Source organism: Zoogloea sp. (assembly GCF_017302315.1).
Classification (GTDB): Bacteria; Pseudomonadota; Gammaproteobacteria; order Burkholderiales; family Rhodocyclaceae; genus Zoogloea.
In genome coordinates this window covers 1-19,831 of sequence record NZ_JAFLDT010000076.1, presented here as the reverse complement: position 1 = coordinate 19,831, position 19,831 = coordinate 1, and the positions used below count along the sequence as shown (strand labels likewise).

At 67.6% G+C, this 19,831-nt stretch carries 19 protein-coding genes; 3 read left to right on the top strand and 16 right to left on the bottom strand.

Going from position 1 to position 19,831, the window contains the following annotated elements; all coding sequences use genetic code 11:
• The 6 genes from J0L98_RS17500 to J0L98_RS17475 all read right to left on the bottom strand — a co-directional run.
• Nucleotides 1-947 (bottom strand): glycosyltransferase (locus J0L98_RS17500; protein ID WP_296413137.1); only part of this gene is annotated, 947 nt, incomplete at its 3' end.
• Entirely contained in the window at nucleotides 944-2,026 is a 1,083-nt protein-coding gene (locus tag J0L98_RS17495; RefSeq protein ID WP_296413136.1) for a glycosyltransferase, read from the bottom strand. The genes J0L98_RS17500 and J0L98_RS17495, both read right to left, overlap by 4 nt.
• Nucleotides 2,023-3,069 carry a glycosyltransferase family 9 protein gene (locus J0L98_RS17490; RefSeq protein WP_296413135.1) on the bottom strand — a complete coding sequence of 349 codons (1,047 nt, stop codon included), beginning with the start codon at nucleotides 3,067-3,069 and terminating at the stop codon, nucleotides 2,023-2,025. Before J0L98_RS17490 ends, J0L98_RS17495 begins: the two co-directional genes overlap by 4 nt.
• Nucleotides 3,069-4,076 (bottom strand): glycosyltransferase family 9 protein, encoded by a 1,008-nt coding sequence (locus J0L98_RS17485; protein ID WP_296413134.1) that lies wholly within the window; start codon nucleotides 4,074-4,076, stop codon nucleotides 3,069-3,071. Before J0L98_RS17485 ends, J0L98_RS17490 begins: the two co-directional genes overlap by 1 nt.
• A 38-nt stretch (nucleotides 4,077-4,114) precedes the next feature.
• Entirely contained in the window at nucleotides 4,115-4,858 is a 744-nt protein-coding gene (locus tag J0L98_RS17480) for a glycosyltransferase family 25 protein (RefSeq protein WP_296413132.1), read from the bottom strand.
• A gap of 5 nt (nucleotides 4,859-4,863) precedes the next feature.
• Nucleotides 4,864-5,739 carry a hypothetical protein gene (locus J0L98_RS17475; protein WP_296413131.1) on the bottom strand — a complete coding sequence of 292 codons (876 nt, stop codon included), beginning with the start codon at nucleotides 5,737-5,739 and terminating at the stop codon, nucleotides 4,864-4,866.
• Nucleotides 5,740-5,885: 146 nt separating this feature from the next.
• On the opposite strand from J0L98_RS17475, the gene J0L98_RS17470 reads away from it, so the two are divergent.
• Nucleotides 5,886-6,692 (top strand): DUF5672 family protein, encoded by an 807-nt coding sequence (locus tag J0L98_RS17470; protein WP_296413129.1) that lies wholly within the window; start codon nucleotides 5,886-5,888, stop codon nucleotides 6,690-6,692.
• A gap of 6 nt (nucleotides 6,693-6,698) precedes the next feature.
• Here the strand turns inward: J0L98_RS17470 and J0L98_RS17465 are convergent, their stop codons facing one another.
• Genes J0L98_RS17465 through rfaE1 form a run of 5 tightly spaced genes read right to left on the bottom strand, consistent with a single transcriptional unit; the run spans nucleotide 6,699 to nucleotide 12,718 of the window.
• Nucleotides 6,699-7,934, bottom strand: a complete 1,236-nt coding sequence (locus J0L98_RS17465; RefSeq protein WP_296413128.1) for an O-antigen ligase family protein — start codon at nucleotides 7,932-7,934, stop codon at nucleotides 6,699-6,701.
• A 43-nt stretch (nucleotides 7,935-7,977) separates the two neighbouring features.
• Nucleotides 7,978-9,015, bottom strand: a complete 1,038-nt coding sequence (locus tag J0L98_RS17460; protein WP_296413127.1) for a polysialyltransferase family glycosyltransferase — start codon at nucleotides 9,013-9,015, stop codon at nucleotides 7,978-7,980.
• 9 nt (nucleotides 9,016-9,024) lie between these two features.
• Nucleotides 9,025-10,770 carry a lipid A export permease/ATP-binding protein MsbA gene (msbA, locus tag J0L98_RS17455; protein ID WP_296413126.1) on the bottom strand — a complete coding sequence of 582 codons (1,746 nt, stop codon included), beginning with the start codon at nucleotides 10,768-10,770 and terminating at the stop codon, nucleotides 9,025-9,027.
• Nucleotides 10,767-11,423 carry a sulfur transferase domain-containing protein gene (locus J0L98_RS17450; protein WP_296413125.1) on the bottom strand — a complete coding sequence of 219 codons (657 nt, stop codon included), beginning with the start codon at nucleotides 11,421-11,423 and terminating at the stop codon, nucleotides 10,767-10,769. The genes msbA and J0L98_RS17450 overlap by 4 nt, the downstream gene beginning before the upstream one ends.
• Before the next feature lie 2 nt (nucleotides 11,424-11,425).
• The gene (gene rfaE1, locus J0L98_RS17445; protein ID WP_365955012.1) at nucleotides 11,426-12,718 is read right to left on the bottom strand and encodes a D-glycero-beta-D-manno-heptose-7-phosphate kinase; all 1,293 of its coding nucleotides are present in this window, start codon (nucleotides 12,716-12,718) and stop codon (nucleotides 11,426-11,428) included.
• Between the two features lie 253 nt (nucleotides 12,719-12,971).
• Between rfaE1 and J0L98_RS17440 the strand changes: the two genes are divergently transcribed.
• Nucleotides 12,972-13,613, top strand: coding sequence for a Clp protease ClpP (locus J0L98_RS17440; RefSeq protein WP_296413124.1), 642 nt, complete (start codon nucleotides 12,972-12,974; stop codon nucleotides 13,611-13,613).
• A gap of 23 nt (nucleotides 13,614-13,636) precedes the next feature.
• On the opposite strand, the gene J0L98_RS17435 is transcribed toward J0L98_RS17440, so the two are convergent.
• From J0L98_RS17435 to J0L98_RS17415, 5 genes are all read right to left on the bottom strand, one after another.
• A complete protein-coding gene (locus J0L98_RS17435) occupies nucleotides 13,637-14,209 on the bottom strand; it encodes a PqiC family protein (RefSeq protein WP_296413123.1) in 573 nt (190 codons plus the stop codon).
• Nucleotides 14,206-15,843 (bottom strand): MlaD family protein, encoded by a 1,638-nt coding sequence (locus tag J0L98_RS17430; RefSeq protein WP_296413121.1) that lies wholly within the window; start codon nucleotides 15,841-15,843, stop codon nucleotides 14,206-14,208. Before J0L98_RS17430 ends, J0L98_RS17435 begins: the two co-directional genes overlap by 4 nt.
• On the bottom strand, nucleotides 15,836-16,489 hold the full coding sequence (locus J0L98_RS17425; RefSeq protein WP_296413120.1) for a paraquat-inducible protein A: 654 nt from the start codon (nucleotides 16,487-16,489) through the stop codon (nucleotides 15,836-15,838). Before J0L98_RS17425 ends, J0L98_RS17430 begins: the two co-directional genes overlap by 8 nt.
• Nucleotides 16,486-17,124, bottom strand: coding sequence for a paraquat-inducible protein A (locus tag J0L98_RS17420; protein ID WP_296413119.1), 639 nt, complete (start codon nucleotides 17,122-17,124; stop codon nucleotides 16,486-16,488). The genes J0L98_RS17425 and J0L98_RS17420 overlap by 4 nt, the downstream gene beginning before the upstream one ends.
• 126 nt (nucleotides 17,125-17,250) lie before the next feature.
• A complete protein-coding gene (locus tag J0L98_RS17415) occupies nucleotides 17,251-17,805 on the bottom strand; it encodes a hypothetical protein (RefSeq protein ID WP_296413118.1) in 555 nt (184 codons plus the stop codon).
• Nucleotides 17,806-18,337: 532 nt separating this feature from the next.
• Between J0L98_RS17415 and J0L98_RS17410 the strand changes: the two genes are divergently transcribed.
• The gene (locus J0L98_RS17410) at nucleotides 18,338-19,777 is read left to right on the top strand and encodes an AMP-binding protein (RefSeq protein ID WP_296413138.1); all 1,440 of its coding nucleotides are present in this window, start codon (nucleotides 18,338-18,340) and stop codon (nucleotides 19,775-19,777) included.
• The last annotated feature ends 54 nt before the right edge of the window (nucleotides 19,778-19,831 follow it).

Below are 19,831 nucleotides of genomic sequence, written 5' to 3'. Positions count from 1 at the left end.
GCCAGCAGCGGGGCGATGGCCGCCGCCAGGGCCGCCGGATCGTCCGGCGCCACCAGGGCACCGCTGGCTCCGTCCTCCACCACCTCGCCGATGCCGCCCACGCGGCTGGCGACGATGGGCAGGGCACAGGCCGAGGCTTCGAGCAGGGTCAGGGACAGGGCTTCGCGCCGCGACGGGGCCAGCAGCAGATCGGAGGCCGCCAGCAGGGCCGGCACATCCTCCCGCAGCCCAAGGAAACGGACCCGCTCGGCAATGCCGAGTTCCCGTGCCAGGGCCTGCATCTGCGGCCCCAGGTCGCCGTGATGATCACCGGCCAGCAGCAGGGTCCAGCGTTGTTCGCACAGGCGGGCCAGGGCGCGCAGGGCGGTGTCGTGGCCCTTGGCCGGGACGATGCGGGCCGCCATCAGCAGGCAGGGTTCGTCGTCGGCCAGGCCGAGGCCGTGCCGGGTGCTCTGGCGGGCATCGGCAGGCAGTCGCGCCGCGATGTCGGCGATGCCGTGGTGCACCATGCGGATGCGCGCCGGGTCGTAGCCCTCGCGCTGCAGGAAGTCGGCCACCGCGCCGGACACGGCGATGATGCGGTCGGCCCGGCCGAAATGCTTGCCGGCGTTGTCGGAGTGGGCCGTGGCCACATTGGGCAGGCCGGCCAGGCGGGCAGCAAAGCCCACATACCAGGCGCTGCGGGTCAGGTGGCCGTGGAGCAGATCCACCCGCTGGCGGCGGGCGTAGAGGGCCAGACGGACCAGGGAGGGCACGTCGTAGAGCCCCATCAGAGGCAGATCGATGCCACCGAAGCCGTCGGCCCGGAGCTGCTGGCCGAGCCAGCCGGCCATGGGGCCGGCATACAGGCATTCGTGGCCCCGTGCCCGCAGGCCGCGCATGAGCTGCAGGGCGTGGCGCTCGGCGCCGCCGCTCTTCACGCTGCGCAGGACGGTCAGGATCTTCACCGGCCGAGCACCTGGTGGTAGAGGGCCAGGTTGCCGTCCACCATGCGCCCGATGGAGAACTCGGCCAGGATGCGCTGCCGGCCGGCCTCGCCGTACTGGCGGCGCAGGGCCGGATCGCCGGCCAGGCGGTCGATGGCCGCGGCCAGGGCGTCCACGTCACCGGGCGGGCACAGGATGCCGGTGACGCCATCCTGCACGGCTTCGGGCAGGCCGCCGGCGCGGCTGGTGATCACCGGCACGCCGGCCGCCGCGGCCTGCAACAGGGACACGCCCAGGCCTTCCATCTCGGCCGGATGCACCAGCATGTCGAGGCCGCCGATCCAGCTCGCCAGGTCGTGACGGAAGCCGGTGAAATGCACCACGCCGTCGAGCCCGCGGGCGGCCACGTCGCTGCGAAGCTCGCCGAGCAGCGGCCCCTGGCCGAAGACCAGCACCTGCAGTTCGGGATAGCGTTCGAGGAGCCCGGGCAGGGCGGAAAACAGGTAGCGGTGGCCCTTGCGGGGAATCATCTGGGCCACCACACCGATCACCAGGGCATCCTGGGGCAGGCGGAACTCGGCCCGGAAGGCGGAGGGATCGACGGGCGCCAGGAAGGGTGCCGGGTCCACGGCGCTGCGCACGCAGCTCACCTTGTCGGCCGCCAGCCCTTCGTCGAGCAGCACCTGGCGGATGGCCTCGGAGATGGTGATCACGTGGTCGTAGAGCCGGTACTTGAGGGCCACGGCGAGGCGCGACTCGGGGTTGTCCACCCGCCGCGACAGCACGCAGGGCACGCCTGCCATTTTGGCCGCCAGACCGCCCCAGGTGTCGGCGCCACGGCGGCTGTGGAGGTGCACCAGGTCGGGTTGTTCGGCACGGATCAGGCGCGCCAGACGGAAGGCCAGGCCGATGTCGGCGTCACCGCCCATGCGGATGGGCAGCACGCGCACACCGGCCGGCGGCTGACGGCTCATCTCGCTGTCGATGGGGCAGGCCAGCAGGCTGTCGATGCCCCGGGCCGCCAGGCCCTCGGTGATGTACTGCACCTGGCGGGCGCCCCCGTAGAGGTGCTTGCCGGCTTCCACGTGGAGGATCTTCATGGCGCGGCGCCTCCGGCGGCGAGCATGGCCCGGGCGCGTTCCAGCACCATGGCCGGGGTGATGTCGCGCAGGCAGGTGAACTTGCCGCCGCAGGTGGGGCGACGCCGGCACGGGGAGCATTCCATGCCCAGCCAGATCACGCTGCCGGTGGGCCGGCCGGTGTCGGTGTAGGGGCAGGTGGAGCCGAAGATGGCCACCGTCGGGCGGGCCAGGGCGGTGCCCATGTGGGTGAGGCCGGTGTCCACGCCGATGAGCAGGGCCGAGTGGGCGATCACCGCGACCGCCTCGGGCAGGCGGGTCTTGCCGGTCAGGTTGACGATGCGCGGGTCGGCGGCGGCAATGCGCGCGGCGGCCTCGGTATCGGCCGGGCCGCCGAGGATCACCGGGGTCAGGCCGGTGGCCTTGATCAGCAGCGGGGCCAGTGCCTGCCAGGCGTCTTCGAACCAGTGCTTCTGGGGCCGCGTGGTGAAGGGGGCGAACACCGCGTAGGCCCCCGGGGTCAGGCGGTGCTCCGCGAGGGTGCCCAGCACCGCCGCATCGGCCGCCGGGGCCACCGTGAGGGTGGGCAGGAAATCCCCTGCGTCGAAGCCCATCTGGCGGGCCAGGTACTGGTATTCGGAGCCGATCCGGGCGGCCTCGCCCCCCCGCGGGATGACCTCGCTCATCAGCCACTGGCTGCCTTCCTTGGAGCCCAGCCCGACCCGCCGGGGCGCCCCCGACAGCCAGGTGAGGAAGCCGCTCTTGAGCAGGCCCTGCAGGTCCAGGGCCAGATCGAAGCGGCGCGCGTGCAGCTCCCGCCGTAGCTGGCGCACGCGCCGCCACAGTTCGAGGCGCTGGCCGGACTTCCACAGGCGCACCCACTCGCCCTTGGACCAGGGGATGACTTCGTCAATGTCGGGATCGGACAGCAGCAGCTCATGGATGCCCGGCTCCACCAGCCAGGCGATATGGGCATCCGGGTGGCGGCGCCGGATCGCTCCGGGCAGGGCCGAGGCGAACACCACGTCGCCGATGGCGGAGCTGCGCACGATCAGGACGCGCATCAGGGCGCTCCCAGCTCGGCCAGGCGGGCCACGACGGCGTCCACCGTGATGGCATCCATGCCCTGCCCGGCCAGGGCCTGGAGCAGCGGGTCATGGGCCAGGGGCGGGGTGGCCCCGAACAGGCCCAGGGCCGGCACGCCGTTGGCGACCGCCATGTTGAGCACGCCGGTGTCGTTACCGACACAGTACTGGCAATGGCGCAGCAGGGCCGCAGAGCGTTGTACCGAGGCCTGGGCGGAGACCATCACGCGGCTGCGCAGCGCGGCCGGAACGGCGGCAAGGATGGATTCGGCGGCCCCCTGCTCGGCCGGCCCCCCCAGCAGCACCACGCTGCCGCCGCGCCCGGCCAGGGCCGCGGCGAGGGCGCCGAAGCGCTCCGTGCCCCAGTTCTTGCGGGCTTCGGAGGTGCCGATGGAGAAGGCATAGCGCGGCTCGGGCAGGGGGGCGAGATCCCGCCCGGCGGTGGTCAGGGCGGCCGTGGCGACGGCCATCCGCGGCACCACCGGGCCGCTCACCAGGCCATGGGCAACACAGAAATCCGTGGCCTCGGGATATACCCAGTTGCCCGGCCCGCGGTAGGGGCGGATGTAAGGAGGCTGGTTGAGGAGCAGACGCTCGACCGCCGTGAAGCCGAAGCCGGCTCGCCGGGGGATGCCCGCCAGCAGAGCCAGGGCGGCATAGCGCGCACGCCCCGAGAAGATGAAGATGCGCCCGAAGCGCCGGGCCCGCAGTTCGGCCACAAAGGCCAACTGGGCACCGAGGCCATCGTGGCGGCCGACCCGGCGCTCGCTCTTCCGCGGCTTGCGGTCGAACTCGATGACTTCGTCGATGCACGGCTCCGCCGCCAGCACCTCGGCGGCCCGGCACGAGGGACGGGCGATCACGCTGACCTTGCCACCCGCACTGACGGCGGCAATGGCGCGCAGGTAAGGGATGTGCCAGATCAGGTCGCCGATGCCGCTGCGGTGATGGACGACGACGGTACGGGGGAGGTCGGGTGTGGTCATTGAGGCCGGGGGCGGTTCAAGGGTCGGCGGCAGGGGCGCTATTCTGCCCCATTCCCCTTGGGGAGGCTGTCCAGACGCCGCCGTAACTGGCGCGCCATCAGGAAAACGGTCAGTTTGCGCCGCTGGGACTGGGCCACCCGGGTGATGTGCTGAACGAAGCGATTGCTGCGATGGGTTCCGAAGCGCCCGGAGATGGTGCTGGCGATGCTGGCATCCTCTGTCACCACGCTGGGAGACACCAGGGGCACTCGGAGGCCATGCTTCCAGTAGGCGTCCAGCGCCGTATCGATGGGGCAACGGGGCACCGACAGGGCCGCCAGCAGGCGCCGGGCGCCGGCCAGACTGACCATGTAACCCTGGGTGCCGCTGGGGTTCTTGGTGGGCAGGATGAGCCGCTCGCCGCCCGACAGGGTGGCGATGGGCAGGCCACGGATGGGCCGCAGGGCCGACAGGCGCAGGCCGTCCAGGGGCAGCCCGAGGGCCGCTGTCTCGGTGGCAACGCGCATCAGGCTGGGGCTGCACAGCACGTCGTCCTCGAGGACGATGGCGTGGGGCAGGCGCCGCGCGACCACGGTTTCCCAGAAGCGCACATGGCTCAGATAGCAGCCGATCTCGCCGGGCGACAGCCCCGGATGGGTGCCTGGGGGCAGGCTGCCCGGCGGCAGGCGGGCGCCCTCGACGGCCGGCAGGATCTCGGCTTCGAGGCCCAGCTCGCGCAGATGGCGCAGGATGGTCTCGCGTCGTTCGGTGGCGCGCTCCAGGTTGATGATGAAGATGTGCATGCCGATCAGTCTTCCCGGTCCTGGCGATGCCCGAAGAGCTTCATCACTTCCCGTTTTTTCTTCTCGACCAGACCGGCCAGACTTCGGCGCAGCCACTGCAGGGGGCCCGGGCGGACGTGGATGCCAAGCACCCGGGGTGACCGCTCTTGGGGCGGCAAGGTATCGAGAACGGCCTGGAGCTCGTCGGCGGGCACCACCCCATCGCCAGCCAGCTTGCGGTAAAACACCCCGGAGGCCTGGATTGGCTTGACGTGGCGGATCACCGCCGTGTCGACGATACCCACCCGCCCACCGCCGGCCCGCGCCAGGTGGCTGATGGCGTAATCGCTGCCCCAGGTGCTGCGGGTGACGGGAAAATCCGCCAGCTTGCTCGTCACGAAAGCGGTGTCGAGGCAGGGACACATGATCTCGACGAAATTGGTCTCGCGCCACTCGGCCAGGGGGTTTCTGAGCATGATGCGCAATGACCAGTAGCCGCTCCAGTCCTGGGCCGGATGGGACACCGTGAGTCCCAGGCGGTCGGCGCTCTCGAAGAAGGCCGAGATGCTGCCCGCGGTCACGTCCAGGTCGTCGTCGGCCAGTAACACCAGGCGATAGGGGCTCAGATCAAGGCTGCCCGAAAGGACGCAGTCGCGGAAGTGCTCCAGTTTGTTGTAACCACCCATTTCCGTGGCAATGGCTGCCGGGTGGTCCGGCATCGGGATATAGGTGCTGAGGAAGAGATCCCAGTTGCGCCCGGGCTCCTGCGCCAGCCAGCCCGGATAGAGGCCGTTGGCGCCCGTGCGCATGAAGACGAGGTAGGGGCGCCCGCCCGCTGGAGCGGGTGCCGGAGCTTGCAATGGGGAAACAGCAGGCACGGACGAAGAAACGGGGCTCGGCATGATGGACGCGCGCGACATATCGCCCGCATTGTGCCGTAATCCCTCGAATCGTGCGTCCGATCTTCGTCGGGGAAATCTGTTGGTGGCCGCTTTGCGCTACCCTTCCGGGTTTGCCCGTCTTGCCGGATCATCGGCCCGCCCCCCGGATGCTCAAGCTCCCCAACGTCAGTCTGCTCTGCCTCGATACCCGTCACCCCGAGCTGGCGGTTTTTGCGATGCAGCGCTGTCTCGACCAGGCTTGCTTCGGCGAGGCAGTCCTGCTGACCGTGGCCGGCTATGTCAGCCCCGACCCGCGCATCCGCGTCCAGCCGGTGGCGCGCCTGCGCAGCGTGGCCGACTACTCGGCCTTCATCATCAAGTCCCTGGGCACCCACGTGACCGGCAGCCATGTGCTGGTGATGCAGTGGGACAGCTTCATCCTCGATGCCGACGCCTGGGATCCGGCCTTTCTCGACTACGACTATCTGGGCGCCCCCTGGCCGCACCGGGCGCCACCGGTGGGCAACGGCGGCTTTTCGCTGCGCTCGCGGCGCTTGCTCGACGCACTGCAGGATCCGCAGATCTGCGACCTGCAGCCCGAGGACTACTGCATCTGCGAGCTATACCGGGCGCGTCTGGAGGGGGAGCACGGCATCCGCTTTGCGCCGCTGGAACTGGCACGGCGCTTCTCGTTTGAACTGGAAGCGCCCAGCGGGCCCGTCTTCGGCTTCCATGGCCTCTTCAACTTCCACCGGGCGCTACCCGAGTCCGACCTGTTGGCCTGGCTGGAAAAGGCACCGGCGGGGCTACTGCGCTCGATGCAGGGCCGTCGGTTGGTGAAGAACCTGATTCATGCCGGCCGCGCTGTGCCTGCCCGAAAGATCCTCCAGATACGCGCCCGTGGTGGCCTCAAGCTGCGCCTCGACGCCCTCAAGCTGGGCAGCCTGCTGGCTGCCCGGGGCCTATGGACCTGAGCCTGTTCAGGCCCGTGCCGGCGTGGCCGGATGGGCGCCGGCCGCAAACACCGCCAGCAGCACGCTGAAACCGAGGGTGCCGAGGGACGAGGCAAACATCGACCCCACGTTGGAAAACACCAGCTCGCCGATCAGCAATACCAGCCCCCAGGTGGCAAACAGGCGCTTGTCCGCATCCGGGCTGCGCCGTGCCGCGACGAAATGGCCCAGGGTGCCGGCCCAGAAGGCCAGCATGGCCAGGGTGCCCACCAGGCCGGTGGTGGTGAGATGGTCGATGAACAGGTTGTGCAGCCCGCCAAAGGTGCTCAGGATTGGTGGCAGGGTACCCGCCGCCACCGCCGCTGCCACGGCGCTGCGGAAATTTCCCAGGCCGATGCCGAACACCGGGTTGGCCAGAAACTGATCCCAGCCCCACTGCCAGCTCAGCAGGCGCAGCCCGAGGGAGGTCTCGCGGGCGCTGGGCGAGCCGGGATTGGCCAGGTAGGCGCGGACCTCGGCGATCCCTTCAGCCAGACGTGCCCCGACCAGCTCGCTGGCCAGCAGGGCAGCCAGTACAGCCGAGACGACACCTGCCATCACCCAGCGCCGGGGAATCGGGCGACGGCCGGGCATGATCAGGACGGCGATGGACATCAGCGGCAACGCGGCCCAGGCGGAGCGGGTTTCGGACAACAGGGCGGCCATCAGCCCGCCAGTGATGGCCAGCAGGGCCAAGGCCGGCGTCCCGGTCAGCGTGCGCACCCCCACCGCCAGACCACCGGCGAGCCCGGCCACGGCGACCACGGCGCTGTAGTTGCCAAAGGGCCCGGGGCTGGAGAACGGGCCCATTGGCCGCCCCGAGTTGAGGGCCAGCAAGCCCTGGCCACCACCACTGCCCACGGCCATGACTGCCACGGTTCCCGCCGCCAGCCCGGCAAGGGCAAGTCCGAACAAGACTGATGGACGAGAGATGCCCAGGCGTCGGAACAAGAGGTATATCAGCACGGCTGCCAGCAGGTGGGCCGGTCGCTCAAGGGCGCGGGCGTTCCAGCCAAGCAGCGCCATGTTGAGCAGATAGGTGACCGGCAGCACCGCGCAGGCCAGCATGAAGCGCCGATCAAGGCGGTCCAGCGGATTCCCGGGCGCAACGGCCAGCACCAGCCCGCCGGCAGCCATCAGGACAGCCAGATTTCGGGCCAGACCGGCCGAGAGCATCAGTCCGAGCAGGAACAAGGGCAGCAGCCAGGGAGCAACGCGGGCCACCAGTGCCGGCAGCCCCCGGTTCGGCTGCGCTGAATGCAGGCGCTCAGGGCACATCGTGCAGGCTCACCCCGGTGGTGCGAAAGGCTTCGCGCATCTGACGCATCTCGTCATCGGACTTGAAGCGCACCCGGTCCCAGCCGAAGGCCACCACCCGGGTCGCCGCCGGGCTGGTCTGGCGGGCGAACAGCAGGGCGCTGGAGCGCACCCCGACGACTGCATCGTAGGGGGTGTTGGCGAGGTGCACTTCGAGGGGTTCGTCGAGGGTTACCACCGTATAGTCGGGGTGATTGAGCTCCAGTTCCGGATCCTTGGGGTGCCCCTTGTAGAAGATCTGTGCCATGCCTTCGGCGGCCAGCCAGGCGTGGATCTCTTCCCTCACTGCATCGCGATCGGCGGCCTTCATCAGGCCGGCACCTACCAGGGGCTGACCGATGACCAGCGCCCGCCGCGGGCCACCCGCGGCGGCCCAGTCGCCCCGCGGTGTGACCAGAGGCGGCAGCACCACCACCTTGTCGGCCGGGTATTCGTGGGGCAGGCCGGGGAGCACATAGATGCGGTCGCAGAAGGGCGCGTCGGAACCGATGCGGTCGCCGGAAAAACACCAGTAGTCGAGTTCCGGTGCGATCAGGCGGCGCAGTTTGCGGGCGTACTGGGCCAGACGCTTGGCCGCACTCAGGGGATAGCGGCGGATGCTGATGAGGCCATCGGGCAGGATGCGGGCGTGCATCTGCGTGGCACCCGCCGCCCGCGGGAGGGCGCGCAGGAAGTAGTTGATGGCCTCGGTATCGAAGACCGCACTGTGGATGTGCAGGGTGCTGCAGCGGCCGACCAAGCCGGCCACCAGGCGGATGTTGGCACGCTGCCGGCGCAGGCGCCCGAAGGGCCCCGGCAGGGGCTCCCAGCGCGGCCAGGGCATGTACACCGCCGCATCCCAGTCGGCCTCGCGGACGATGGGGGTGACACCCGGCTTGTACCACACCAGCACCTGGCGGGCGCCGGCCTCGTGGGCTTCGGCGATACGCCGGGCGGCCAGGTATTGGAGCGGCGAGGCAACGAAATAAACGGCAACGCGGTCGCTCATGGGATGACCTCAGGCCTCATCCCGGGCCACCTGCTCGCCACTGGCCAGCAGGCGGGCATAGGCTTCGCCGCGGGCGACGAGCTCGTCATGGGTGCCGGCCTCGGCGATGCGGCCACGCTCCATGACGACAATGCGGTCGGCGTCGCGGATGGTGGACAGGCGGTGGGCGATGACGATCACGGTGCGGTTGCGGCGCAGCTCGACCAGCGCATCCTTCACAGCCCGCTCGGATTCGTTGTCGAGGGCCGAGGTGGCCTCGTCGAGGAGCAGGATGGGCGCATCGCGCAGAAAGGCCCGGGCAATGGCGATACGCTGGCGCTGGCCACCGGAGAGCTGGCTGCCATTGGCGCCGACGCGGGTGGCGAGGCCGTCGGGCAGCTTGTCGATGAACTCCATGGCGTGGGCGGCACGGGCAGCGGCGATGATGTCGGCTGCGGGCACATCCGGCCGGCCATAGGCGATGTTGGCGGCGATGGTGTCGTCGAACAGCACCACCTGCTGGCCGACCCATCCGAGCTGCTGGCGCAGGTGGGCCAGGGGCAGGCTGTCGAGGCTGGCGCCGTCGAGCAGGATGCGGCCGCTGCCGGGTTCGAAGAAGCGGGCGATCAGGTTGATCAGGGTGGTCTTGCCGCTGCCGGAGGCGCCCACCAGGGCCACCGTCTGGCCGGGATGCACGTCGAGGCTGAAATGGCTGAGGGCCGCTTCCGCCTGACCGGGGTAGCTGAAACTCACATCGTCGAAGCGCAGTTCGCCGATGGCGCGGGGGAAGCGGCCAGTGGCGGTATCCACCTCGGCGGGGGTGTCGAGCAGTTCGAAGATGCTCTGGGCGCCGGCCAGGCCGCGCTGGATCACCGCGTTGATGTTGGTCAGGCGGCGGATAGGCTCGAAGAGCATGGACATGGCGGTGACGAAGGACACGAATTCGCCGGGGCTGAGCTTGTCCTGGGCCGACAGGGAGGTGGCCGTCCAGATTACGGTGGCCACGGCCGCGGCGGCCAGCACCTGCACCAGGGGCACGTTGACGGCCGACACCCGCACGGTGCGCATGGTCTGGCTGCGCAGGCGCTCGGCCACCTCACCAAAGCGCCGGTCTTCGTGGTCGTGGGTGCCGAAGAGCTTGATCTCGCGCACCCCGCCCAGGGTCTCCTCGACCATGCCGGTGAGGCGGCCGGTGGTCTCCTGCATCTCCTGGTTGGAGCCGCGCAGCTTGCGGCTGGCCACCCGGATCAGCCAGGCCACGATGGGGGCGATGGCGACGATGACCAGGGTCAGTTCCCAGGCGGTGTAGATGAGGTAGCCGGTGAGGCCAATGATGATCAGGGTGTCGCGCACCACGATGATCCAGGCGTTGGACAGGGCCGCGCCCACCTGGGGGATGTCGTAGAGGATGCGCGACAGCATGCGTCCGCCGGCCTCGGCCTGGTGCACCGGGATGGGCAGGTGCATCTGGTGGCGGAAGACCTGCTGACGCAGATCGGTGATGGCCTTATGGGCGATCCACTGGCTGGACACGTTGGCGGCGTACTCGGCCACCCCCTTGGCCAGGAAGGCCAGCATCAGGAACAGGGGCACCTGCCACTGGGCCACGTGGTTCTTCTTGATCAGGCTCTCGTCCACCAGTGGCTTGAGCAGGGCCGGCAGCACCGGCTCCAGCGACGCCGCGGCGATCATGGCCAGCACCGACAGGGCCACCACCTTGCTGTAGGGGCGGATGGAGCCGAGCAGGCGGCGGTATAGCAGGAAGGTGCTTTTCATTCCCGGTGCAGGACCTTGTCGACGATCAGACTGGCCCAGCCTTCGGCGCGGAAGCGGTTGTGCATGTCCAGGCGGTTGTATTCGGTATTCACCCACTCCAGGAAGCCGATGGGCGACTGGCGGTTGCGGGCCACGTAGGTGGCGAAGAAGAAATCCAGCACGCCGGTCTTGGCCTGCTTGAAGTGGCCGTACTTCCAGCCCAGCTCGGCCATGGCCGCCTCGACCGGGTGACCCAGGTGCAGGATGCGGTACAGGGCGGCCCCCAGGCCGGCCCGGTCGGCGCCGGACTTGCAGTGCAGCAGGGCGGGGTATTCGATGGTCTTGAAGAGTGCGTCCATGGCGTGCACCTCTTCGACCTCCGGCGGCGTGCGGGAGTACAGCTTGACGTCGTGGAGGGCAATGCCGAGCTGCGCGCAGGCTTCCTTCTCCAGGGCGTAGGAGCCGTAGCCGTGGGCGCCGCGCAGGTTGATCACGCTGCGCAGACCGAGGCTTTGCCGGTACTTGCGTAGCTGGGCCGGGCTGGGCTGGCTGCTGCGGTACATGCCGCCGCCCAGATTGTAGAAATTGCTATACACGGCGCGGACGGCGCCGTGATCCACCAGGTGCATGTCCAGCCAGGCGCGCACACGCCCGCTGGTGGTCGAGATGTCCATGATCATGGGCGCGCGGGCAGCAACAGGTGGGGCCCGATCCGGGCCAGCAGATCGGCGTGGCCGGCCGGGTCGGCACTCACCACCCAGTCCACCTGGCGCAGGGCCGCAAGCACTGCGAGGGCATCCGCGTCCGTGTCTGCGGGCTCGACGAGGAGCACCCGGTCAGCCTGGCGGCCGGCCTGTTCGAGACGGGCCAGCAAGGCCGCCCCCGGTGCGCCGACAGGGCCGACGATGACGGCGATGCGCTCACCGGCGGCACGGGCGCGCTGGGCGGCGCTGATCAGCGCCTCCACCGCCATGCGCCCACGGGCCACGGGCGAATGGGTGTCCATGGCGGCATAGAGTTCGTCCAGCGAGGCGGTGGCAGTACCCAGCTTGCCCACCACCACGCCGGCTGCCAGATTGGCCAGGGCGGTGGCTTCGAGCAGGCTGAGGCCAGCGGCAATGCCGCAGCCGAGGGCCGCCGACACCGTGTCGCCAGCGCCGGTCACGTCGTACACTTCCCGTGCCCGGGTGGGCTGGTGGTGGGCCGGCTGGCCGCGCTGGAGCAGGGTTACGCCCTGTTCACCGCGGGTCACCAGCAGGGCCTCCAGGTCGAGCTCGGCGCGCAGGGCCTCGCCGCGGGCGATCAGGGTGGCCTCGTCCGGGCAGGGGCCGACCACGGCCTCGAATTCGGAGAGGTTGGGCTTGACGAGGGTGGCGCCGCGGTAACGGGAAAAGTCGCTGCCCTTCGGGTCCACCACCACCGGCACACCCCGGGCCCGGGCCAGGGCGATCAGGGCCGGCACGTCGGCGAGGGTGCCCTTGGCGTAGTCGGACAGCACCAGCACATCGATGCCCTCCAGGTGGGCGGTCAGGGCATTGGCCACCCGGGGGGCGTGGCAGGCATCGAACCGTTCCTCGAAATCCAGGCGGATGAGCTGCTGGTGGCGCGAGATGACCCGCAGCTTGGTGATCGTCGGCGCGTCGGACAGACGCTCGAAGGCACAGGCAACACCTCGGGCGGCCAGGCTCTCCCCAAGCAGGCGGCCAGCTTCGTCATCACCGATCAGGCCGATGACCCGCGCCTGCGCCCCCAGGGAGGCCGCATTGAGCGCCACGTTGCCGGCGCCTCCTGCACGCACTTCGTCGTTCTTTACCTGCACCACCGGTACCGGTGCTTCCGGCGAGATGCGTGCCGTTGCCCCGTGCCAGTATCGATCAAGCATCACGTCGCCGCACACGAGCACACGGCAGGCGGAGAAGTCCGGCAAGGAAAAATGCATGCGCAGGCAGGCACCCGCAAGGCCGGGCACCGAAGATGTAAAGGCCGGATTATCGCATCAAGGGCGGAGGGGCGCGAAGGGGCGTTCCGAGAAGCCTCCCGATCCCTGTTCTGCCCCGGGAATGCGCCCTTCACAGGACCTGGGAGCCGGTCAGCGCGGGGGAGTGAAAACCGCGGCTGACGTGTGCCTCGGAGCGGGCTTCCCGGCCTTCGCGGTCCGGCTTGCCGGGTACCCGGACCCCGTCGCATACTGGGCAGGTCGTAGCCATCGGGAGGAGTCTGTCATGCTTGACCAATCACCGGCGCGTGGACGGGAGGTAGAGCCGGACGAAGATCTGGCGGAGCCTTTTGGAGGGTTGGTGCGCTACGAGCGGCATGTGCCGATTCATCAGGTGTCCTATTACCTGTGTGGTGAGCTGCAGGCTCCCCAGTACTACACCGAGCTGTTTTACACGCTGCGCAGCGCCGCAGAAACAGACCTGATCTATCTGCACATCAACTCGCCTGGCGGCGATTTCAACACCGGACTGCAGATCATCAACAACATGCTGGCGTCCGACGCCCACGTGGTTACGGTACTGGAGGCGCGTGCCTATTCAATGGCGGCGTTCATTTTTCTGAGCGGTGACGAGCTGATCGTCCATGACAACTGCCAACTGATGTTTCACACCTACTCAAGCAGCTTTGCCGGCAAGGGCAGCGAACAACTGGCTGAGGTGCATGCCCTGGGAAGCTGGTTCGAGAAGGTGACCACCCGTTTGTGCACGCCTTTCCTGAGCGCGACGGACATTGCCCACATCCTGCAGGGCAGTGATCTGTGGATGGACTCCGACGAGATCCGCCGGCGTCTGGCACGCATCAAGCCGTCGCGGGCGAAGGCGGCCACCCGACGGCCTGCTGCACGCAAGGCCAGGGCGTCCGCCTGAGTTTGGGCTGCAGGGCCCCGGTGTCAGGGGGTGCGCGTGATCGGAAGTGCCGAGGCGATGTCTGCTGCCAGGGCGTCCACGAGACGTCCATGGGCCGCCGCGAGGGCTTCCCAGGTGGGTTCGCCTACCTGCTCGGTGGCCGCGAAGCGCCGACCGACCACATCCTTCCCCCCCTTGCGCAAGGTCCAGACCGCCTCCAGCGTGACCTTCCCGAAGCCTTCCGCGTCAAAGCGCTGGACGTCGATGGGTACGCTCATCTCGGGCTCGATGATGCTCGATTGGGGCCACGATACGATTCGGCCGTTGCCGCTGCGCCGGGACAGTTCGACGGCCACCCGGCGGGCGATCTCGGTCTTCAGGGGGGCTGCCCAGCGGTGCCCGTCCGACACGTCGGCCCGGGCGCCATCTACTTGGCGCACGATGAGCAGGCGATCGATGGTTGCCGGCACGCCCACCGGCCCTATCACCAGACCCGGGCCGCTGCTGATGGCGGGGCTGGCCGGGCTCAAGGGCCCGAGGGTGTAGTAGCGCACCGGCGGGGTGCCGCTGCAGGCTGTCAGCAAGGCGCAAACAAGGATCAGGGGTAGCCGGCTCATGGTTTTTCCTCGGGTTTGCCGCGCAGCAGGGCTTCGGGATGACGATCGAGGGTTTCGACCAGATGTGTCAGGGCCTGAGCAGCACGCGTGAGTTCCTGCAGGCTGGCTCGCAGATCCTGCTGCAAGGGGGCGTCACTGGCGAGCAACTTGCGAGTGTCGGCAATGGCGGCACGCACCTCGACCACGGTATCACGCACGTCACCCTTGGCCAGACCATCAATGCGCTTGACCAAGGCCTCCGCCTCCTCAATGGTGCGTCCGAGTCCGGCGATGGCCTTATGGGTGTCCTGGCCGATTTCGCTCAGGGGTAACTTGTCGAGCCTGTCAACGATGCGCAGCAGTGTTGTCTGCAGTTCATCGAGACTGCCCCGCTGGGTCGGAAGGCTTGGCGGTTTGGCGGCCCAGTCCGCCTTGCCCGGTTTGGCGCCGGGGAAGAAATCGAGAGCCACATAGAGCTGACCGGTGACGATGTTGCCGTTACGTAGCTGAGCCCGCAGGCCGTTGTTCACCAGCTTGTCGATGAAGTTGCGGAAATCCTTGTCCCGGTAGCCCTTGCCGAAGAAGGTGGGCTTGCCGACATCGGGACGGGCCTCCATTCGCCCCGGGTAGATGGCGACCTCGACCAGCAGACCCATGTCGGTGGCCCCCTTCTGGATGTCAGCATGGATGGCGCTGACCTCACCGAGCTGGATGCCACGGAACTCCACCGGCGCCCCCACCGATAGACCACGCACGCTCTCGGTAAAGCGCAGCAGGTAGTGCTGGACCACCGTGTGTGGTTGCTTGAGAGCCTGTTCCCGGGTGTTGAAGAGATGAAATGCCTGATCCTGGGGAGCTGGCTCACTGTCGCCGGACTCGGGCGTCAGGAAGGACAGGCCGCCTGCGACGATCGAGGTCAGCGACTCGGTATTGACCTGGACGCCATCGGCGCCGAGCTTGACGTCCACGCCGCTGGCGTTCCAGAAGCGCGTGTCGGTGGTCACGAAGCGGTCATAGGGTGCTTTGACGAAGATGCGCAGATCCACGTGCTTGCCCGTCTTGTCCAGGCGGAAGCCCGTGACCTGGCCGACCGGGATGCGGCGGTAGTACACGGGAGTGCCGACGTCCAGCGAGCCCAGGGTGGGCGCCTCAAGTGAGAAGTAGCGGCCCGGAACGTCGAAACTGACCACCGGCGCCTCATCGAGCCCCGTGAAATGGCGCCGGGCTTCACTGGATTTGCCCACGTCCATACCGATATAGGCGCCCGACAGCAGGGTGTCCAGACCGGATACCGAACTGCCCGAAACCCGGGCGCTGACCACCCAGAAACGAGTGTCATCCACCAGCAGCCGGGCTGCCTCCCGGGCCAGCCGGGCGGTGGCTACAACATGGCTGCCATCGTCCGCCAGTGCCACGGAACTTAGCTGGCCAACGTCCACATCCTTGTACTTGATGCGGGTCTTGCCAGGCTCAAGGCCTACCCCGGTGCGGAAGGCAATGGTGATGGTGGGGCCTTGCTCATAGTAGGTGCGCGCCGCAAGGAAGAGACCGATCAGGGCGGCCACCAGCGGAATGACCCACACCAAGGGAATGCGGAAGCGCCGGGGGCGCTCCACCACGGCCACTGGAAGAATGGGGGGAATTGGATCAGTCATGGTCTGGCCGACGTGGGGTGGGATCGGAGAGGGGGTCCCAGATGAGACGGGGGTCGAAGCTCATCGCCGCAAACATCGTCACGACGACCACCGCTCCGAATGCCACCGCGGCAGGGCCGGCCTGGATGGTGGCGAGCCCCTGAAACTGAACCAGTGCTACCAGAATGGTAATGACGTAGATGTCGAGCATCGACCAGCGACCGACAAATTCCACCAGCCGGTAGAGGCGTGTGCGCTGGATGAGGTTATGGCGCGAACGGCGCTGGGCGGATGCGGTCAGGTAGATCAAGGCGATGATCTTGAGCAAAGGCACCATTACGCTCGCGAAGAAAACCACGGTAGCCAGCGGCCATGACCCCGACTGCCATAGAAAGACGACGCCGCTCATGATGGTGTCCTCCTGGCTGCCGAGCAGCGACGCCGTCACCATCATGGGCATCAGATTGGCTGGGACATACAGCAGGATGGCCGCCGCAATCAGGGCCCAGGTGGTGGACAGGCTTGCGTGCTTGCGCATATGCATGGGCGTGCCGCAGCGCGGACAGCGCAAAGACCGGTTCGTCGTGTCCGGCGCCTGGGCGAGCTGACCACATACATGGCAGCTCATCAGACCAAGCTGGCGTGCCGTGGGGTAGTCGGTTCTCACCGGCCTGATTCCGCGACAGGGGTTTGCCACAGCAGGCGGGTATCAAAGGCCCGGGCGGCGAGGGTCAGTACCACGATCAGAGCGGCGGTGGCCCAGAATGCCGGGCCGAGCAGCACGGTGGCCAAGTGCGAGAGCTTGACCAGGGAGACCAGCATGCCAAGCAGGAAGACCTCCATCATGCCCCATGGCTGAACCGACCTTACCAGGCGAAAAAAGGTGGCAAGCCGTGGTGATACCCGCCCCAGGCGCAAGGGGACAAGGACCAGCAGGAACATCAGCAATTCAAGTACGGGAAACAGCAGTGCTGTGATGAACACCAGGGCCGCCACAGGCTCAACCCCTCCTTTCCAAAGGATCTGCACGGCCTCGATGAGCGTCACTTCGACCTGTCGCCCCTGCATCTCCAGGCCGACAAGCGGATAGACGTTGGCGATCACATAGAGAACTGTCGCGGTGAGCGTCAGGGCGAGGCTGCGGTCCAGACTGTCTGGAGGATTGCGGGCCAGCACGGCGCCGCAGCGCACGCAGCGGGCTGTCTCTCCGGGCGCAAGCCGTGGCTCGGACTGCAGCAGATCGCACTCGTGACAGGCGACGGGATTGGCAGGCAGCGTCAGGTGCGCATCGGGTGCGGGCATGGATTGGCCCTTGAGAATGACGGCCAATTGTGCGGTGCAAGCACTGCCTGCGCAAGACAGTGCGGCAAATAGCGAGTAGGACCTTCTCTGGAGAGCCGGTGCGGCCGATTGCCGCGGGCGGCGGGTTCAGCGGCTGGACGGTATGTCGGCTGCGCCGGGCATCTCCCGACCGGGACGTGGCGGCGGCGGATCATCCCTCCATTGCGAGTCGCTGATGTGCCCTTTCTCCATCCCGGGGCTGACCGGTATGTCGTCGGGCATCAGGCTCAGGGCAAGTACGATGGGCGCTCCCGAACTGCGCTGCCGCAGGACAACCCGATCAGGCATCACCCTTTCCACATGCAGATCGTCATTGAACGGTGCGCCCTCGGGCACCAGCAGCGGCCGCTTGCCAGCTTCCGCAAGAATCGCGATGCCCGGCGTGTTCTGGTCACCTGCAATCACACCCTGGAGTGTGACGCGAACAGGCAAGGGCTCGGAAACCCTCGGATCCGCCGGAAGGGCATCCATCGGCGTTGCTATCTTCAGCCACCCGGCCTCTTCTGCAATCCACAAGCCTGCAACCGTAACGACTCCCAGTGTCAGGAGGATGCGCGGCAGGCGGCTGAAATCAAAAGCATTCATATGGAGACCCTCAACCCAACGTCGTCGAACAAGACCTACCGTAACACTGCTGATCACCAATCTGCCGATGCCTTTGCCGTTATTTACGTTTTTAACATTTTTTACAATTGTGCCCGGCGGGAGCTTGGGGCATCCACAGGCCCGAAAGGCTGGGCGCTGGCCGAATGGACCACTTAGCAGCTCTTGAACTGGGCCGCGTTGGCCGCATCAAGGGATGTGGTTGAGCAACCGGGGGGGGGCGGACTGGATAGGGAAAGATCAAAGCGGCCGGCGGCGCCGGAGCTTGTGGACTGCTGTAATGAACCTCGCCCCGAAAGAGGCAGGATGTTTGTGACAGACAGGATTTATTTTCTTAATCTTGTTGACACGTAGTGATTGGTCTTTATAATTCGGCCTCTCTTCGCTGCGGCGCACGATGAAGTGTTCCGAAGCGGTGGAGGGGGTGTTGCGGTAGGTATTGCGATGCTTGCGCCAAGTGGTTTGTTTCGGTGGTTAAGCGGTTTTCGAAACAAGGTACTTGACAGGGTTTTTAGGCTCTGTATAATGCGCACCTCTTCGCTGCTGTGGCAGCCGTTCTTTAAAAAGGCCCCTGACCTATACCGGTCTGATCCGCGCCGCCTTCGTCCTGGGCAGGAAGCTGGCCGCCATGACCGAACCGGGTGAGCGCGTGGGCGTATTGCTGCCCTCCAGCGCTGGGGTGGTGGTGACCTTCTATGGGTTGCACGCCCATGGGCGCACGCCGGTGATGCTGAATTTCACCTCGGGCGAACGGAACTTGAAGGCCGCCATCAAGGCCGCGGGCGTGAAGAAGGTCCTGACGGCCAAACGCTTCATCCAGCAGGCCAAGCTGGAAGGGCTGATCGACGACCTGTCCAGCGTCGCTGAAATCGTCTGGCTGGACGACGTGCGCAAGACGATCGGACTTCAGGACAAGATCTACGGCTTGCTGGCCGGCATGGCGCCGCGCCGGTTCCGTGTGCGGACGAAGCTGGAGGACCCCGGCGTCATCCTGTTCACTTCGGGCAGTTTCGGCGCCCCCAAGGGCGTGGTGCTGAGCCAGGCCAATCTGACCGCCAACGTCCGTCAGGTCGCCGCCCATATCGACCTGAACCCCGACTGGGTGATGTTCAACCCGCTGCCGACCTTCCATTGTTTCGGGCTGACGGGCGGGGTGTTGCTGCCGCTGCTGTGCGGGATGAAGGCGTTCCAATATCCGTCGCCGTTGCACGCCAAACAGATTGTCGAACTGCTGCCCGAGGTGAAGGCCTCGATCCTGTTCGCGACCGACACCTTCCTGAACCAGTACGCCCGCGTCGCCGGGCCGGACGACTTCTCGACGCTCAAATTCGTGGTGGCGGGCGCCGAGCGCGTGCGCGACGAGACCCATCACCTGTTCAACACCAAATTCGGCGGGCTGAAGCTGCTGGAAGGCTATGGCGCCACCGAGGCCGCGCCGGTCGTCGCCGTGAACCATCCCGACCGCAACCGACCGGGCACGGTCGGCCAGATGCTGCCGGGCATGGAGTGGAAGCTGACGCCGGTGCCGGGCATCGAGGCGGGCGGGCGGCTGTATCTGCGCGGTCCCAATGTCATGAAGGGGTATCTGTCGGCCGACGACCCCCAGGTGATCGAACCGTTGGCGGGCGGCTGGCACGACACGGGCGATATCGTCGATGTGGACCGAGACGGCTATGTCGCGATCCTGGGACGGGTGAAACGGTTCGCCAAGATCGGCGGCGAGATGGTCAGCCTGACCGCCGTTGAAGGTCTGGCCAGCGCCGTTTGGCCCGAAGCGCGCCATGCCGTCGTCTCCATCGCCGACGCCCGCAAGGGCGAGAAGCTGGTGCTGGTCACCGACCGCAAGGACGCCGATGTCGGCCGCCTGGCCGAATGGGCCAGAAGCCACGGCGCCCCGGAACTGGCCGTGCCCAAGAAGATCATGCGCGTGACCGAGGTGCCGGTTCTGGGCACGGGCAAGACCGACTATGTCGCCATCCAGCAGATGGCCGAGATGGACAAGGCGGCCTGAGCCTTGGCGGTTGAACTGGAACGGTTACCGTTCCACCCTCTCATTCCTTGAACC